Origin of the sequence: Inquilinus sp. CA228 (genome assembly GCF_052078665.1) — a bacterium.
GTDB lineage: Bacteria > Pseudomonadota > Alphaproteobacteria > DSM-16000 > Inquilinaceae > Inquilinus.
The window spans coordinates 1-15,222 of the sequence record NZ_JBQJIK010000123.1 but is presented as its reverse complement, the minus strand read 5'-3'; the positions used below and the strand labels follow the sequence as shown (position 1 = coordinate 15,222).

15 protein-coding genes and 1 pseudogene are annotated in these 15,222 nt (G+C 70.3%); 2 read left to right on the top strand and 14 right to left on the bottom strand.

The genetic code is table 11. The features are described from left to right. Nucleotides 1-104: 104 nt before the first annotated feature. From ACTOWL_RS35950 to ACTOWL_RS35920, 7 genes are all read right to left on the bottom strand, one after another. Nucleotides 105-770, bottom strand: a complete 666-nt coding sequence (locus ACTOWL_RS35950; protein WP_441326113.1) for a glutathione S-transferase family protein — start codon at nucleotides 768-770, stop codon at nucleotides 105-107. Between the two features lie 161 nt (nucleotides 771-931). Beyond that, complete coding sequence (gene rpmB / locus ACTOWL_RS35945; RefSeq protein ID WP_441326112.1) at nucleotides 932-1,225, bottom strand: 50S ribosomal protein L28; 294 nt, start codon at nucleotides 1,223-1,225, stop codon at nucleotides 932-934. Nucleotides 1,226-1,347: 122 nt separating this feature from the next. Continuing rightward, nucleotides 1,348-2,868 (bottom strand): arabinosylfuranosidase ArfA, encoded by a 1,521-nt coding sequence (gene arfA, locus ACTOWL_RS35940; protein ID WP_441326111.1) that lies wholly within the window; start codon nucleotides 2,866-2,868, stop codon nucleotides 1,348-1,350. A gap of 64 nt (nucleotides 2,869-2,932) precedes the next feature. Then, on the bottom strand, nucleotides 2,933-4,246 hold the full coding sequence (locus ACTOWL_RS35935; protein WP_441326110.1) for an extracellular solute-binding protein: 1,314 nt from the start codon (nucleotides 4,244-4,246) through the stop codon (nucleotides 2,933-2,935). Between the two features lie 39 nt (nucleotides 4,247-4,285). After that, complete coding sequence (locus ACTOWL_RS35930; RefSeq protein WP_441326109.1) at nucleotides 4,286-5,149, bottom strand: carbohydrate ABC transporter permease; 864 nt, start codon at nucleotides 5,147-5,149, stop codon at nucleotides 4,286-4,288. Next, nucleotides 5,146-6,069 carry a carbohydrate ABC transporter permease gene (locus tag ACTOWL_RS35925; protein ID WP_441326108.1) on the bottom strand — a complete coding sequence of 308 codons (924 nt, stop codon included), beginning with the start codon at nucleotides 6,067-6,069 and terminating at the stop codon, nucleotides 5,146-5,148. The genes ACTOWL_RS35930 and ACTOWL_RS35925 overlap by 4 nt, the downstream gene beginning before the upstream one ends. Nucleotides 6,070-6,094: 25 nt before the next feature. Continuing rightward, nucleotides 6,095-7,177 carry an ABC transporter ATP-binding protein gene (locus ACTOWL_RS35920; protein ID WP_441326107.1) on the bottom strand — a complete coding sequence of 361 codons (1,083 nt, stop codon included), beginning with the start codon at nucleotides 7,175-7,177 and terminating at the stop codon, nucleotides 6,095-6,097. A 119-nt stretch (nucleotides 7,178-7,296) separates the two neighbouring features. Here ACTOWL_RS35920 and ACTOWL_RS35915 point away from each other — a divergent pair, with 119 nt between their 5' ends. Further along, nucleotides 7,297-8,028, top strand: a complete 732-nt coding sequence (locus tag ACTOWL_RS35915) for a FadR/GntR family transcriptional regulator (RefSeq protein ID WP_441326106.1) — start codon at nucleotides 7,297-7,299, stop codon at nucleotides 8,026-8,028. A gap of 3 nt (nucleotides 8,029-8,031) precedes the next feature. Here ACTOWL_RS35915 and ACTOWL_RS35910 read toward each other — a convergent pair whose 3' ends face one another. The 7 genes from ACTOWL_RS35910 to ACTOWL_RS35880 all read right to left on the bottom strand — a co-directional run bounded on the left by ACTOWL_RS35910 (nucleotide 8,032) and on the right by ACTOWL_RS35880 (nucleotide 14,173). After that, complete coding sequence (locus tag ACTOWL_RS35910) at nucleotides 8,032-8,397, bottom strand: hypothetical protein (protein WP_441326105.1); 366 nt, start codon at nucleotides 8,395-8,397, stop codon at nucleotides 8,032-8,034. 24 nt (nucleotides 8,398-8,421) lie between these two features. Next, entirely contained in the window at nucleotides 8,422-8,958 is a 537-nt protein-coding gene (locus ACTOWL_RS35905) for an SRPBCC family protein (RefSeq protein WP_441326104.1), read from the bottom strand. Further along, complete coding sequence (locus ACTOWL_RS35900) at nucleotides 8,955-9,278, bottom strand: ArsR/SmtB family transcription factor (RefSeq protein WP_441326103.1); 324 nt, start codon at nucleotides 9,276-9,278, stop codon at nucleotides 8,955-8,957. The genes ACTOWL_RS35905 and ACTOWL_RS35900 overlap by 4 nt, the downstream gene beginning before the upstream one ends. A 159-nt stretch (nucleotides 9,279-9,437) precedes the next feature. Beyond that, nucleotides 9,438-11,183, bottom strand: coding sequence for an ABC transporter ATP-binding protein/permease (locus ACTOWL_RS35895; protein ID WP_441326102.1), 1,746 nt, complete (start codon nucleotides 11,181-11,183; stop codon nucleotides 9,438-9,440). A gap of 110 nt (nucleotides 11,184-11,293) precedes the next feature. Next, nucleotides 11,294-12,313 (bottom strand): pseudouridine synthase, encoded by a 1,020-nt coding sequence (locus ACTOWL_RS35890; protein WP_441326101.1) that lies wholly within the window; start codon nucleotides 12,311-12,313, stop codon nucleotides 11,294-11,296. A 416-nt stretch (nucleotides 12,314-12,729) separates the two neighbouring features. Then, the gene (locus ACTOWL_RS35885) at nucleotides 12,730-13,680 is read right to left on the bottom strand and encodes an alpha/beta hydrolase (protein WP_441326100.1); all 951 of its coding nucleotides are present in this window, start codon (nucleotides 13,678-13,680) and stop codon (nucleotides 12,730-12,732) included. A 13-nt stretch (nucleotides 13,681-13,693) separates the two neighbouring features. Next, on the bottom strand, nucleotides 13,694-14,173 hold the full coding sequence (locus ACTOWL_RS35880; RefSeq protein WP_441326099.1) for a Tat pathway signal sequence domain protein: 480 nt from the start codon (nucleotides 14,171-14,173) through the stop codon (nucleotides 13,694-13,696). Nucleotides 14,174-14,391: 218 nt separating this feature from the next. Between ACTOWL_RS35880 and ACTOWL_RS35875 the strand changes: the two are divergent. Continuing rightward, nucleotides 14,392-15,222 (top strand): annotated as a pseudogene (locus ACTOWL_RS35875) (hypothetical protein); the annotation flags it as partial.

Genomic DNA, 15,222 nt, shown 5'->3' with positions numbered 1-15,222 from the left:
TCCCTCTCCCCGAGGAGAGAGGGAAACAGAGCCGCGCTCCTACACCTCTCCTTGGGGAGAGGTCGGAACCGCGCAGCGGTTCCGGGTGAGGGGGTTGAGCCGACCTATCCGAAGAGCGCCGGCGACAGCTCGCGGTCGGCGGCGGCGACCTCGCTGAGGACCCTGGCGAAGGCCGGGCGGGCGGAGAGGCCCTCGTACCAGGCGGCCAAAGCCGGGAAGCCGTCCAGCCGCGGCCCGTGCAGCCGCAGCGCGAACAGCACGGTCATGAACAGGGCGATGTCGGCGACGGTCAGCGAATCGAAGAAGAACTCGCGGCCGGCCAGCCGCGCATCCAGCCGGCGCCAATGGCCGCGCAGCGCCTCCTCGGCCTTGCAGGCGCCGGCCTCCTGCGCCTCCAGCCGGGCCGGGTCGGGCGGCTCGCTGCGATGCATCAGCGGCCGGACGTCCGGCATCACGATCTCGTCGGCCTCCAGCTCGGCCAGGCGGCAACGGGCGCGGTCCGCGGCGCCGCGCGGAAACAGCGGCGGCGTCGGGTGGGCGTCCTCGAGATAGTCGAGGATCACGGTCGAATCGAACAGGGCCAGGTCGCCGTCGACCAGCACCGGCACCTGGCCCTTGGGGTTGGCGGCCAGCACCGCCGGGTGCTTCGGCCGGTAGCCCTCGGTCTGGGTGAAGGGCACCATGATCCGCTCATGAGCCAGGCCCTTCTCGGCCAGGGCGATCTCGACCTTGCGCGAGAACAGGCTCAGCGGCCCGGAATAGAGCGTCATCCCCATGGTCCGCATCCCCCTTCGATTCTGAGGATCGGAGCATGAAGGGAACGCCGGCCGGTCCGCAATGCCGGCGGCCGGCAACGAAAAAAGCCCGCGACCGTGGGCGGGCTTTCTTCAGTCCTTCGCGCGGCCGCGGGGCGGCCGCCAGCGCGGATCGATCAGGCGGCCAGGGCGGCCTGGGCCTTGAGGATGCGGTGCTTCAGGCCGCGCAGCTCGGCGTCCAGGGCCGAATCCGCCGCGCCGGCGAGGTAGCCGTCAAGGCCGCCGCGATGCTCGATGGTGCGGATGCCGTTGGTGGACAGGCGCATGCGCACCGACACGCCGAGCACCTCCGAGACCAGCGACGTGATCTGCAGGTTCGGCAGGAAGCGCCGACGGGTCCTGTTCTTGGCGTGGCTGACATTGTTGCCACTCATCACGCCCTTGCCGGTCACCTGGCAGCGTCGCGCCATGGGTCTATCCTCGAAACACGGTCAAAAACAATGGCCCGGCATTGCTGCCGGGACGAGGGCGTTCGTATAAGGGGCCGCACGCCCGGCGTCAAGCCGAGAGTCGCGGCCCCGTCCAGCCCAGACTACGCCCGCGGCGCGCTCCGCGTCACGATCACGTTCCAGCTGGCCGGCTTCAGCTTCGCCCGCAGCCGCTCGCCGTCGACCGAGACGTCCGGGTTCGCCGCCGGCGCCACGGTGTTCGGCGCCTCCTTGGTGTTCACCGCCTTCAGGTTGGCGTGGTGGATCTCGGTCGCCTCCACCAGCCGGCGGTCGGCGCCCAGGCCGCGCAGCGCGACGTCGAGGTCCATCGGGTCGGACAGGCTGCGGTTCAGGGCGAAGACCGTGGTGGTGCCGTCCGCCGGGTTGTCGACCACGGTGGCGTAGAGATACGGGATCTCCGGCCAGGACATGGCGGCGTAGCCGGGCGATTCGACCTTGGCCTGCAGCACCCGGCCGTGGCCGTGGCGGGCGGCCAGGGCGAAAGGGTGGAAGATGGTCTGGCGCCAAGCGGCGCCGCCGGTCTCGGTCATGATCGGGCCGATGACGTTGACCAGCTGGGCGATGCAGGCGGTCTTCACCCGGTCGGCGTTGTTCATCAGGGCGATCAGGGCGCCGCCGACGATCAGCGCGTCCTCGGCGTTGTAGACCTCTTCGATCAGATGCGGCGCCTCGGGCCAGCCCGGCTTGCGCATGTGCTCGATCTTGTGGGTCTTGTACCAGACGTTCCACTCGTCGAAGGACAGCATGATCTTCTTGCGCGACCGGCGCTTGGCCCCGACCGCGTCGCAGATCGCCGCCACCTCCTTGATGAAGGCGTCCATCAGCTCGATCACGCCGAAATACTCCGGCGCCGAATCGGCGTTGTTGTTGAAATAAGTGTGCAGCGAGATGAAGTCGACCTGGTCGTAGCAGTGGTCCAGCACCTCGTATTCCCAGGCGCCGTAGGTCGCCATGTTGCGGTGGGATGAGCCGCAGGCGGCCAGCTGGATGGTCGGGTCGACCCAGCGCATCACCTTGGCCGTCTCCAGCGCCGCCCGGCCGTATTCCTCGGCGGTCTTGGCGCCGATCTGCCAGGGGCCGTCCATCTCGTTGCCCAGGCACCAGAACTTGACGTCGTGCGGCGCCGCATGGCCGTGCGACCGGCGCAGGTCCGACAGGGCCGAGCCGCCGGCATGGTTGCAGTATTCGAGGAAGCGGCGCGCCTCGTCCGGCCCGCGGGTGCCGAGATTGACGCCCAGCATCGGCTCGATCCCGGCGGCGCGGGCCCAGTCCATGAACTCGTTGGTGCCGAAGCGGTTGGTCTCGGTCGAGGACCAGGCCAGGTCGCGCCGCACCGGGCGCTGCTCCACCGGGCCGACCCCGTCCTCCCAGTCGTAGCCCGAGAGGAAGTTGCCGCCGGGATAGCGGATGATGGTGGGCCCGAGCTCCCGGGTCAGCTCCAGCACGTCGCCGCGGAAGCCGCGGGCGTCGGCGGTCGGGTGCCCGGGCTCGAAGATGCCGCCATAGACGCAGCGGCCCATATGCTCGACGAACGCGCCGAAGACGCGGCGGTCGAGGTCGGAGAGGACGAAGTCGCGGTCGACGGTCAGCCTGGCGGAGATCATGGGTCGATGGTCTCGATGGGATGGTGGAAGAAGCGGCCGCGCCGTCCGGCGCGGCCGCAGCGGATCACTTGGCGTTGGCCAGCAGCTCGTTGACGCGGCTCTCCGCGTCGGCCAGGGCCTGGTCGACGGTCTTCTGGTCCTGGGCCGCGGCGTTGAACTCCTCGGTCAGGATCTCCTGCAGTCCGAACTGGCGCTTCACCGCCTGGGGCAGGGCGGTGCCGTCCTTGGTCAGGCTGACGATGTCCTTGCGGTGCGGCAGGTCGAGGAAGGCCTGGGATGTCGCCACCGACTGGCGCACCGGCAGGTGGCCGGTGCGGGCCCATTCGAAGTCGTTGTCCCACAGGAACTTCAGGACCTTGACCGCGGCCTTGCGCTTGGCGTCGTCCAGCCCGGCCTTGGGCACCACCCAGCTGTGGCCGTCGGCCCAGACCTTGGCGTTGCCGTAGAGCTGCGGGAACGGCACCACGGCATAGCCATTGCTCAGCGCCACGCCGGGCTTGGCCGCCTCCTCGTTGTAGCTGTCGATCAGCCAGGTGCCCATGATGTAGACGCCGCCGTCGCCCTGGGCGAAGCCGGCCGTCGACGCGGCGTAGTCCTGGTCCGTGGTGGTGTCGCCGTTCTGGTAGATGGTCTTGAACAGCTCGACCGCGTTGCGGGCTTCCGGCGTCTGCAGCTTGATCTGGGTCGGGTCGGCGAAGAAGTCGGAATTCTGCTGGTACAGCAGGGTGTAGAGGGTGCGGGCGTAGTTCGCCTGCTCGTTCACCGTCGCCTGGACGAAATAGGGCTTGCCGGTCTTCTCCTTGAACTGCTTGGCCTGGGCCAGCAGCTCCTCCGGCGATTTCGGCAGCACCGGCTTGCCGTCGGCCCCGACCAGCCCGGCCTGCTTGAACAGGTTCAGGTTGATGTGCCACAGCCAGGTGTGGGTGTCGAAGGGCAGGGCGTAGATCTTGCCGTCCTTGGTCACTCCGGTCCTGGCCGCCTCGGTGAAGTCGGCGAGGTCGATGCCGGCGGCCTTGAAGTCCTCGTCCAGCGGCTCCAGCAGGTCGCGCGAGGCGTAGTCGCTGATCACCGATTCATGCATCACCGAGATGGTCGGCGGGTCGTCGGAGCGCAGCCGGGCGGTCAGCTGGTCGTAGCCGGGCCATTCGACGATATCGACCTTGACGTGGACGTCCGGGCTCTCGGCGTTGAACTTGTTGATCAGCGCCGTGATGATGCCGCACTCGCCATGCGCCTTGGCGACGTCGGTGACGGCGGCATAGTCGGCCTCGCAGGCGCCGAAGAAGCGCGACAGCGAGATCTCGGTCTTGTCCTGCGCCCAGACGGGACCCCCGGCCAGGACCAGCCCGGTCAGGGCCAAAGCAAAGCTGCTTCTCATGGCTCTCCCTCCTTGGTTCCGGCCGTTCTGCCGCGCGTCTCAGCGGATTGCGGCGCCGGCGACGGCCGTGACGATGTATTTCTGGAAGAACAGGTAGACGATCAGCACGGGCAGTCCGGCGAAGACCGACTGTGCCATCAGGTAGCCCAGCCCCTCGGACTGGGCGAAGTTGGTCTGGGTCGAGGCCAGGCCGACGGTCAGGGTGAACATCTCCGGCTTGGTCGCCGAGATCAGCGGCCACAGATAGTCGTTCCAGGCGCTGAGGAAGGTGAAGATCCCGAGCGTCGCCTGGGCCGGCACGGTCAGCGGCAGCAGCACCCGCCAGAAGGTCTTGAAGCGCGATGCGTTGTCCAGCAGCGCCGCCTCGTCCAGCTCCCTCGGGATGGCCTTGAAGTACTGCGTCATCAGGAAGACGCCGAACGGCGCCGACAGATGCGGCAGGATCAGCCCGAGATAGGAGTTGTGGATCTTCAGGTCGTTGAACATCTGGAAGCGGGCGATGATCACCGCCTGCTCCGGTACCGCCAGGCCGATCAGCACCAGCGCGAACATGATGCCGCGGCCGGGGAACTGGGCGCGGGCGAAGCCGTAGCCGGCCAGCGACGCCAGCACCAGCACGCCCACGGTCTGGCCCAGCGCCACGACCACGCTGTTCAGCACCCACCGGAACACGCCGGAATTGGCGAGGATGTCGGTGTAGTTCTTCAGCGCGTAGGGCGCCCGGAACAGCGTGCCGGTGTCGGTCATCAGCTCGCTGTTGGGCTTGAACGACAGGCCGGTGATCCAGGCCACCGGCACCACCCAGATGACGGCGAGCAGGATGACGGCCCACAGGATCAGCCGGTCGCCCAGGCTGCGGCCGACCATGCCCTGCCGCGGTTGCGCCGTGGTGATGGCGGTCATCCCTCGGCCCTCCGGCGGGTCAGCAGGTATTGCGCCATGGCGGCGATCAGCATCAGCCCGAACAGCACCTCGGACGCCGCGGCGGCATAGCCCAGGTCCCAGTTGCGGAAGCCCTGCTCGTAGATGAACTGCACGATGGAGCGCGAGGCGTTGTTCGGCCCGCCGCGGGTCAGCAGGTAGGACTGCCCGAACAGCTGGAACTGGTAGACGATCTCGACCACGGCCACGAGCACCACGGTCCGCCGGATCGAGGGCAGGGTGATGTGCCGGAACGCCCGCCAGCGGCCGGCGCTGTCCAGCGCCGCGGCCTCGTACAGCTCGCGCGGGATCTGCTGCAGCGCCGCCAGGAACAGCATCATCGGCAGGCCGATGCCCCACCACAGCGTGGCCACGGCGATGCCGGGCAGGGCCAGGCCGGGGTCGCTCAGGATCGGGATCGGCGCCTGCCCGAACACGCCCAGCACATTGGTCAGCAGGCCACGGTCCGGCAGATACACCATCTTCCAGACGATGGTGACGATGGTGACCGACAGCACCGAGGTGGCGAAGAAGGTGGCGCGCAGGGCGGCCGCCGCCCGGGTCGGCCGGTTCAGCGCCAGGGCCAGGACCAGGCCGACCACGACGAAGGCCGGCACGGTCATCAGCACGAACAGCGCCGTGTTCCAGACCGCGCCGAGGAAGATCTTGTCGGCGAACAGCCGCTTGTAGTTGGCGAGGCCGGCATAGGCGCCGGTGCCGTCGAACATGTCGAACTTCTGCAGGCTGATCCAGATGCCGTCGAACAGCGGCCAGACCAGCAGCACCAGATAGACGATCAGGAAGGGCAGGACGAAGCCGACATTGCGCCAGTCCGGCCCGATCCGGGCGCCGCCCAGGCGGCGGGCCCGTTCGATGGTGCGGCCGGCGGCGGTGGCGGTCACCATTTCCTCCTCACGCGGCCCCTCCTCACGCGACGGCGTGGCGGCCGACGCCGTCGGCGCCGAACAGGTGGACGGCGGCGGGATCGATGCTCAGGCCCACCCGGTCCTCGACCGCGACGCCGCTCAGCCCGGCATCCTCGGCGATCAGGGTCGACCCGTCCTGCAGCCGGACATGCAGATGGGTGCGGTCGCCCAGCCGCTCGACCACCTCGACCGTGCCCTGGGTGCTGCCCCGGCCGTCGATCCGCACCGCCTCGGCCCGCAGGCCCAGCGTGATCGGCTGGTGCGCCGGCAGCCCATCGGCCGGCACCGGGGTGCGCAGCTCGGTCCCGTCCGGCAGGCGCAGCACGGCGCCGCCCTGCTCACCGACGATCACGGCGTCGAGGAAGGTCATCGCCGGCACGCCGACGAAGCGGGCGACGAATTTGGTGGCCGGCCGGGTGTAGATCTCCATCGGCGTGCCGACCTGCTCGATCCGGCCCTCATTCATCACCACGATCCGGTCGGCCAGGGTCATTGCCTCGACCTGGTCATGGGTGACGAAGACCATGGTGGCGCGCAGCCGGCGGTGCAGCCGCGCCAACTCGACCCGGGTGCGCACGCGCAGCGCCGCGTCCAGGTTCGACAGCGGCTCGTCGAACAGGAAGGCCCGCGGCTCCTTGACGATGGCGCGGCCGATGGCGACGCGCTGGCGCTGGCCGCCGGACAACTGGCCGGGCTTCCTCTGCAGCAGCTCCTCGATCTCCAGTGTCCGCGCGGCGCCTTGGACGCGCTGGTCGATCTCCGGCTGCTTCAGGCCGATGTTGCGCAGCCCGAACGCCATGTTCTCGAAGATCGTCATATGGGGGTACAGGGCGTAGTGCTGGAACACCATCGCCACCCGGCGGGCGCCCGGCGGCAGGGTGTCGACCCGGGTGCCGGCGATGCGGATCTCACCGCCGTCGACACTCTCCAGCCCGGCGATCATGCGCAGCAGGGTGGACTTGCCGCAGCCGGACGGCCCGAGGAAGACGATGAACTCCCCGGAGTCGATCGACAGCGACAGGCCGTCGAACACCGTGACCGGCCCGAAGCGCTTGCTGACATCCCGGATCTCGATGTCGGCCACGCCATTTCCTCCCCAATGGTATTATCATATGATTCGATCATCGGGGGGATCGACGGGTTTTGTCAACCGGGCCTTCCCCGGCCTATTCGATAAAGAGGGACATGGGTGGAGACGGTCTGATGCTGGAACGGGAGATGGTCCTGGTCGGGACGATGAGCGCCCAGGTCTCGAACAGCCTGGGCATGCGCATCGTGTCCGGCGAGTTCCGGCCTCACGATTCGCTGCCGATCGAGAGCGAGCTGTGCCAGACCTACGGCGTCAGCCGGACCACTTTGCGCGAGGCGATCAAGAGCCTGGCGGGCAAGCGGCTGATCGAGGTGTCGCCGAAGACCGGCACGCGGGTGCTGCCCTTCGGCGAATGGAACCTGCTTGACCGCGATGTGCTGTCGTGGCGGCTGCTGGCCCAGTTCGACGCCAAGATCGTCGAGGACATCTACGAGATGCGGCAGTGCTTCGAGCCGCGGGCGTCGTTCCTGGCGGCGCGCGACGGCACGGCCGAGGACCACGCCGCGATCGAGCGCCATTTCCGCCAGCTGGCCCGCGCCTATGAGGAGAAGCAGCCGGTGAAGGCGTCGTCCGAGGCGGCGCTGGAGTTCCACCTGGCCATCATCACCGCCTCGCATAACGGCCTGTTCGTGACCATCGGCGCGGGGGTGAAGTCGGCGCTGCGGGTGTCGTCGGAGATGCTGCAGCGCCACGCCACCCGGCCCAGCGAGGACGTGGCGCTGCACGATGCGGTGCGCACCGCGATCATCGGGCGGGAGCCGGAGGCGGCAGCGGCGGCGATGGCCCGGCTGCTGGAGGCGTCGCACGCCCGGCTGCTGCCGCTGACCACGGAGCCGCGGACGTAACCCTCAATACTGGCTGCGCTTCGCCGTGACGATATGGATGATCGCGGCGGGATCGGAAATCCAGAAGCCGTCGAAGCCGTCGGGCAGGCGCTCGATCTCGTCGCGCCGGGCCACGCCGGCGGCGGCGAGATGCCCGGCGGCCTTGGGCACGTCGTCGGCAACGATCTCCAGCCACAGCTCGGCCTGGCTGAGGGCCTCGACCCGGTCGATCCACAGCTGGTTGGCGCCGAACTCGAAGCCGATGGCCGGCGGGTGGTTGTCCAGCGGCCTGAGGCCGATCACGTCACGGTAGAATTTGACGGTGGCGTCATATTGGTGCGGCGGCACCTTCAGCGCGATGTTGCGGCCGCCGGCGAAGGTCGCGGTCATGGTCCTTTCCTCCGGTCGTGGGACTCAGGCCGAGGCGATGCGCTTCTCGTACTCGCCCTCCAGTCGCCCATGGGTGATGAAGAAGGGCTGCGGCACCCGGCCGTTCATCCGGTCGACCAGGATGCCGAGATGGGTGTGCCAGCCGCCGGCGACGCTCACCATCTGATCCGTGCCGAGGCGGCGGTGGGTCAGCACCAGCAGGATGTCGTTGCCCTGCGGCGTCAGCTCGAAGGTGACCTCCGACTCGTTGCCGGACGGCTCGGGCCAGCTGTGGCTCAGCAGCCGTGGCGGCTCCCAGCGCGTCACCCGGGCGGTGAAGCTGGCGCCCTTCTCCATCGACTTGTGCTTGGCCGGGATCTCGTCCGGCAGCGGCGACAGCTGGGAATGGAGGAAATGCAGCTCCACCTGGCCGCCGGCGCGGGGCTCGACGGCGCCGGTGGCGAGCCAGGCGCCGCGCTTGTCCGATTCCGTCAGATAGGCCCAGACCCGCTCGATCGGGCCGGGCAGCAGCCGCTCGAACCGGACCGCGCCGGGGGCGATGATGGTGCCGTACTCGCTCATGATGGTTCTCCTGTGTCGGTGGGGGCGGCGCGCAGCTGCCGCTCCAGCTCGTCCAGCCGGCCGCCCCAGAAGCGGCGGATGCGCCGCAGCCACTCCTCCAGCGCGTCGAACCCCTGAGGGTCGAGCGCGTAGATGCGCCGCTGCGCCTCGGCCCGGACGGTGATCAGCCCGGCCTCCCGCAGCACCTTGAGGTGCTGGGAGACCGCGGGCCCGCTCATCGCGAACGCGCCGGCGATCTCGCCGGCGCCGCGCTCCCCCGCCGCCAGCATCTCCACGATCCGAAGCCGGGTGGGGTCGGCGAGGGCGGCGAAGGCGTTCATGAGCCTCTTATGAAGATATAGATTAAATAAGTCAATTCTTAAATATAGTGGAGTCATCGCGAGCGCAGCGAAGCGATCCAGCGGCACCGGCCTCTGGATCGCCACGTCGCTTCGCTCCTCGCGATGACGGAGCGGTATGTCCGAAGAGCGTTGTCCCGGTCAGGCCGCGGCGGCCGCCGGCACCTCGACCAGGCGCCCCGGGGCCGAGCCGTCCTTCTCGATCCGCCAGTGGCGGTTGTGGAAGGCGGCGACCTTGGGATCGTGCGAGATGGTCAGCCAGGTGGTGCCGGGCAGCCGGTCGTGCAGCAGCGCGAACATCCGCTGCTCGGTCGCCTCGTCCAGGGCGCTGGTCGCCTCGTCCAGGAACAGCCAGTCGGGCCTGGCCAGGACCGCCCGGGCGACGGCCAGGCGCTGCTGCTCGCCCGGCGACAGGCGGCGGGCCCAGTACTCCTCCTGCTCCAGCGCCGGCACCAGATGGCCGAGATCGACGGCGCGCAGCGCCTCGGTCGCGGCCTCGGCGGACACCTCCTCCGGCTTGGCCGGATAGGCGACGGCGGCGTGCAGCGTGCCCAGCGGCAGATAGGGCCGCTGCGGCAGGAACAGCACCTTGGCGTCCTTGGGGATGCGGATGCGCGCCTTGCCGAAGGGCCAGATCCCGGCCAAAGCGCGGAACAGCGTCGACTTGCCGGCGCCGGACGGGCCGGTCAGCAGCAGCCGGTCGCCGGGGCGGACGTTCAGGTTCTGGCCTTCGAGCAGCGTCTGGCCGTCGGGCAAAGCGAGCTGGACGGATTCGACGGCGAGGTCGCCCTGGGCCTGCGGGGCGACGTCGATCTCGGTCGACTGTGCCTGGGCCTTGGCCGCTTCGATGCTGCGGCGGAAGCCGGTGAGACGGTCGACCGTCGCCTTCCATTCGGTCAGCGACGAATAGGCGCTGACGAACCAGGACAGGGAGTCCTGGACGTTGCCGAAGGCCTGCTGCACCTGCAGGAAGCCGCCGAGCTCGATGGTCTTGGCGAAATACTGGGGCGCGGCCAGGATGGCGGGGAAGACGACGGAGGCCTGGCCGTAGCCGAAGGTCAGGAAGCCGAGCTTCTTCTGCCGGCTCATCAGCGCGTACCAGTTGCTCATCACTCCGCCGAACAGGCGCAGCAGCCCCTGCCTTTCGCTCGGCTCGCCGCCATACAGCGCGACCGCCTCGGTGTTCTCGCGGAACCGGACCAGGCCGAAGCGGAAATCCGCCTCCCGCTTCTGCTGCTGGAAGTTCAGCCCTATCAGCGGGCGGCCGACCAGATGCGTCAGGATGGTGCCGACGATGGCGTAGACGATCGCGGCCCACATCATGAAGTGGGGGATCACGATGTCGTTGCCGAACAGCGGGATCGTCAGCGGCGCCGACAGCCCCCACAAGATCACGGCGAAGGAGACCAGGTTCACCACATTGCCGAGGAAGCTGAGGCTGAGCGTGAGGGTGCCATCGACGAATTGCTGGATGTCTTCGGAGATGCGCTGGTCCGGGTTGTCGGTGGCGCTCGCGGTCAGCTGCTGGCGGTAATAGGCCCGGTCGGTTAGCCATTCGCCCAGCAGGTGGTCGGTCATCCAGCGCCGCCAGCGGATCCGCAGCCACTGGCCGAGATAGGCGGCATAGACGCTGCGCAGGACATGGGCGGTCGCCAGGCCGGCGAAGATCGCCAGCTCACGCCAGAAGGCGGCTTGGTCGTAGTTCTGCAGCGACTGGTAAAAGCGGTTGTACCAGAAGTTGAACTGCACGCTGAGGAACACGGCGCCGAGCGTGAAGGCGACGATCACCACCAGCAGCCCGATCGCCGGCCATTTCTCCTTCGAGCGCCAGAACGGCATCAGGAGGGCGAAGAAATCCTTCCAGAACTGTCGCGTGCTCGGCTTCATCCCGCCACTCCGCTCCGTCGGCCGGTTTCCGGGTCCAGCCCGTGGTCATATCGTGACAGGTCGGGCGGCACCCGTGAATTTCATGTCATGCGGCGGTCATCCGGTTGCGATCAGCGGAATGCCGGCAGCACCTCCTCGCGGTCGACCATGCGCCACGCCCCGGGTGGCAGATCGCCCAGCTCCAGGCCGCCGATGGCGACGCGGACCAGGCGCAGCGTCGGGTGGCCGACCGCCGCCGTCATCCGGCGCACCTGGCGGTTGCGGCCCTCGGTCAGGGTCAGGCGCAGCCAGGTGGTCGGGATCGCCAGCCGGAACCGGATCGGCGGATCGCGTGGCGCCAGCTCCGGCTCCGCCTCCAGCCGCTCGATGCCACAGGGGCGGGTCGGGCCGTCGGTCAGGGCGATGCCGCCGGCCAGGGCGGCCAGCGCCTCCTCCGCCGGGTCGCCCTCGACCTGCGCCAGATAAGTCCGCGGATGGCCGTGCTTCGGGTCCAGCAGGCGCTTGATCAGCGGCCCGTCATCGGTCAGCAGCAGCAGCCCTTCGCTGTCGGCGTCCAGCCGGCCGGCGGCATAGATCCCGGGCGGCAGGCCGAACTCGTTCAGGCCGCGCCAGCGCCCTTCCGGCGTGAACTGGCTCAGCACGCCATAGGGCTTGTGGAAGACGACGTAGCGGGCCTGGTCCGGCTCCGGCGACGGGCGCTTGCGCCGCTCCTCGCGCCAGCGCTCGCCCGGCTTCGCCGCCCCCGGCTTCGTTGCTCCAGCGTCGCCGGCGATCTTGCGCGATGAGGTCAGCGGGCGCCGCGGTGCGGTCCTGGCGCGCGCCGCGGGGACCTCCGTCGGCTCGGCGGGCTCTTCCGGCGCTGGACCGCGCGGACGGCCGCGCCGGCGTGGGGCGGCGTCTTCCGCCGGCTCCTCGCCGTCCCACAGCCATTCCGGGATGGCGGCGCGCGCGGCCTCCTGCGGCGAGGCCGCCTTGGATCGCGGTCCGCGCGGCTTGCCGGGCGCAGGCCGCCGGCCGGCCGGTGCCGGACCGGCCCGCTTCGCGCCGCGTGGCGCCGTCTGGTCGCCGGCCTTCGCGGCGGCGGGGCGGGCCGGCGGCTTGCCGCCGCGGGGCGGCCGGCGCTTCGGCATCGCCTCCGGCTCGTCCTGCCGGGCACCACGGCCACCGGGAGCGCGCGCGGCGCGGCGGGGAGCGCGTTCGGCTTCCTCGCGGTCCGCCGGGCCCCCGCGGGAGGGCGGCTTGCCACCACGCGGCGGTCGGCGCTTCGGCATCGCTTCCGGCTCGTCCTGCCGGGTGCCGCGGCCGGCGGGAGCGCGCGCGGTGCGGCGGGGTGCCCGTTCGGCCTCTTCACGGTCCGCAGGGGCTCCGCGGGATGGCCTGTCGGGGCGCCGGGTGTCCCGCGCCGGCCGCTCGCCTTGGGCCTGGGCTCCGGCTCGGCCGGCGGGCGTGCGTCCGCGCGGCGGGCGCCGTTCGTCGCCGGCTTCGGAGGATCGGCCGGGGCTGCGCGTGCGTCCGGCGCCGGGTTTCGGGGGGCGAGGGGGGCGGCTCATGCCGTCGCCTGCCGGCGCAGGAAGGCGGCCAGATGGTCGATCTCGGCCCGCATCGCCTCGACATTGCCGGCCATGTGCAGACAGGCGTGGATCATGCCGCGCCACAGCCGGAATTCGTGCGGTTGCCCGGCCACGGCCAGGCGGTAGGCGAGCTGTTCACTGTCGGTCCTCAGGCAATCGTATTCCGCCGCGGTCAGGTACAGCGGCGGCAGGCCGGCGAGATCGGCGTAGAGCGGCGCGGCCAGCGGCGTGCGCCGGTCGGTGCCGGCCGGGACGTAATGGCCCCAGAACCACTCCATCTCGGCAGTCGACAGGAAATAGCGGTTGTCGCCGCCATACGCCAGATGCGATGGCGTGTCGTGGTCGGGCGCGAACACGCCATAGACCAGCGCCGCCCCGCGCAGCGGCTGCTCGCCGGCGTCGCGCAGCGCCAGCAGGGTGGCGAGCGACAGGTTGGCCCCGGCCGAATCGCCGGCGATCACCAGCCGGTCGATGCCCCAGTCGCGGCCCTGGGCGGCGAGCCAGCGCACCGCCGCGACGCAATCCTCGAGCGCAGCCGGGAACGGATGCTCCGGCGCCAGCCGGTAGCCGAGGCTGACCACCTTGAGGCCGGAGCGCTGCGCCAGCTCCCGGCACACGCCGTCATGGCTGTCCAGGTCGCACAGCACCCAGCCGCCGCCATGGATGTAGACGATCGCCGGCGACAGCGAGCCCCCCATGTCTGGCGCGCCGGGATCGTAGAAGCGTGCGGCAATCGGCCCCGCCGCGCCGGGCAGGGTGCGATTCTCGACCCGCGCCACGGTCGGCGCGTGCTCGTTCAGGAGCGGCAGCACCGCGGCCATGGCACGCCGCGCCTCGGCCGGCGACAGGCGCTCGGCCGGCGCTGTGTCCCCGGAAACAGCGCCGATCCGCTCAAGCATCGTAATGATCTGCGGGTCGACCGCCATGATCCGGCCTTCTTTACTTGATGAAACCGATCGCCGCCCGGCTGGTGGGAACCAATAGATCGATGCAGCGTTCGACCGCTGCGTCCCCCGCCTTGCAGGTCAACACGTCGTTCAACAGCACACGGCCGAAATTACCGCAATCATGACCGGCGATCTCGAACACCTTGACCATGGTCTTGCCGGCGCTCAGCGGAGCCATGTCCACGGCCAGCTGGTCGACGATGATGCCCTTCGGGTCGAACACCACGAGGTCGAGCTGCAGGTTGCTGTAGCTCCGGTCGGTGCCGTTGTGCATGACCATGAAGGCCCGGCAGCCGTTGTTGCCGGGTTCGAGCTTGTTCAGCTCGATGTCGATCGCTTCTTTCGGTGCCGACTCGGCGGCCGGCTTGTCCTGAGCCAGGGCCGGAAAGGCGGCAATCGCGATAAAAAAAGCGAAAAAACGTACTGGGCGAACCCAGGCGAAACGGCGGATTTCAGCGGTTTGTGGCGACATATGGCCTTCCGTCGGTCTGGACTCGCAGGGCGCGCCATGATACCCGCGCCCCCCGTGACCGCAATGAAATGCACTTGGGCGGTCGGTGTTCCCGGATCCGTTGCGATCATCCCGGGGCCCGATCGCCGGCGCAGAGCGTTGCCCCGTCTCCCGGCGGCGCCGGGCGGAGTGTGCCCGGATGGGCTCCGCCCCACGCGCCGACAAGGGGGGAGCCGGGCATGACGTCGAAGGGCCTGCTTCTTCTGTCGATCGCGCTGGTCGGGGCTGCCGCCCTCGGCGGCGCGATCGCGATCGATTCCGCGCGCCCGGCAGCGCCGCCCGTCGTCGCCGTCGATCTCGCCGGGATCGCGGTCGAGCCGGCGCATGTGGTCGACCCGGCGGAGGCGGTGCGGCCGCAGCCCGCCGTCGTCACGGCGCGGCGCCTGGCCGAGGCGCCTCCGGCCCCCGCCCCGACGGCCAACCCGCTGCATGTCTTCTTCGGCTCCGCCTTCGCCGCGGTGCCGCGCCTGCCCGAGCCGGAGCCGCCGCTCGACCCCTGGGCCAATGCCCTGCAGGAGGTGACGCGCCCGGCGCCGGAGCCGCAGCAGGCCGAGCCGGTGCTGGTGCCGGTCAGCCTGCCCGGCCCCGGCGCCGAGGCCGCGCGGCTCGACCCGCCGGCCCGCCTGGCCGACCCGCTGCCGCTGCCCGGGCTGCCGGTGGCCGCCCCGCCGGTGCAGGCGACCACCGAGCCGCCTCTGGCCCCGGCCGAGGGCCTGGCGGACACGGCGCCGGTGGCGCCCCTCACGCCGCCGGCGGCGCGGCCCGGCACCGCGACCTTGATCGATGTGGCGCCGAACGCGCCGAAGCCCGTGGTCGTCGCCTCGCTAGGGCCGATGGCGGAACTGCTGGCCGAGACCGCGGCCGCGTCGCCGGCATCGATCGCGCCGGTGGCCGCGGTGGCGCCGGCGACCGCCGATCCGGTCCCGTCCCAGCCGGCTTTGGCCGCCCCGTCCGGATCGGGCCAGTCGGGCCGGCGGGACGAGCCGCGCGGCCTCGGCGCCCGGGCCCGG

What these genes read in the sequence shown, in the direction of transcription:
- arfA (WP_441326111.1), bottom strand. Translation starts at nt 2,868, where the DNA reads ATGATCTCCGCCAGGCTGACCGTCGACCGCGACTTCGTCCTCTCCGAC.
- ACTOWL_RS35885 (WP_441326100.1), bottom strand. Translation starts at nt 13,680, where the DNA reads ATGGCGGTCGACCCGCAGATCATTACGATGCTTGAGCGGATCGGCGCT.
- ACTOWL_RS35880 (WP_441326099.1), bottom strand. Translation starts at nt 14,173, where the DNA reads ATGTCGCCACAAACCGCTGAAATCCGCCGTTTCGCCTGGGTTCGCCCA.
- rpmB (WP_441326112.1), bottom strand. Translation starts at nt 1,225, where the DNA reads ATGGCGCGACGCTGCCAGGTGACCGGCAAGGGCGTGATGAGTGGCAAC.
- ACTOWL_RS35950 (WP_441326113.1), bottom strand. Translation starts at nt 770, where the DNA reads ATGACGCTCTATTCCGGGCCGCTGAGCCTGTTCTCGCGCAAGGTCGAG.
- ACTOWL_RS35900 (WP_441326103.1), bottom strand. Translation starts at nt 9,278, where the DNA reads ATGAACGCCTTCGCCGCCCTCGCCGACCCCACCCGGCTTCGGATCGTG.
- ACTOWL_RS35935 (WP_441326110.1), bottom strand. Translation starts at nt 4,246, where the DNA reads ATGAGAAGCAGCTTTGCTTTGGCCCTGACCGGGCTGGTCCTGGCCGGG.
- ACTOWL_RS35895 (WP_441326102.1), bottom strand. Translation starts at nt 11,183, where the DNA reads ATGAAGCCGAGCACGCGACAGTTCTGGAAGGATTTCTTCGCCCTCCTG.
- ACTOWL_RS35890 (WP_441326101.1), bottom strand. Translation starts at nt 12,313, where the DNA reads ATGCCGAAGCGCCGGCCGCCCCGCGGCGGCAAGCCGCCGGCCCGCCCC.
- ACTOWL_RS35915 (WP_441326106.1), top strand. Translation starts at nt 7,297, where the DNA reads ATGCTGGAACGGGAGATGGTCCTGGTCGGGACGATGAGCGCCCAGGTC.
- ACTOWL_RS35910 (WP_441326105.1), bottom strand. Translation starts at nt 8,397, where the DNA reads ATGACCGCGACCTTCGCCGGCGGCCGCAACATCGCGCTGAAGGTGCCG.
- ACTOWL_RS35930 (WP_441326109.1), bottom strand. Translation starts at nt 5,149, where the DNA reads ATGACCGCCATCACCACGGCGCAACCGCGGCAGGGCATGGTCGGCCGC.
- ACTOWL_RS35905 (WP_441326104.1), bottom strand. Translation starts at nt 8,958, where the DNA reads ATGAGCGAGTACGGCACCATCATCGCCCCCGGCGCGGTCCGGTTCGAG.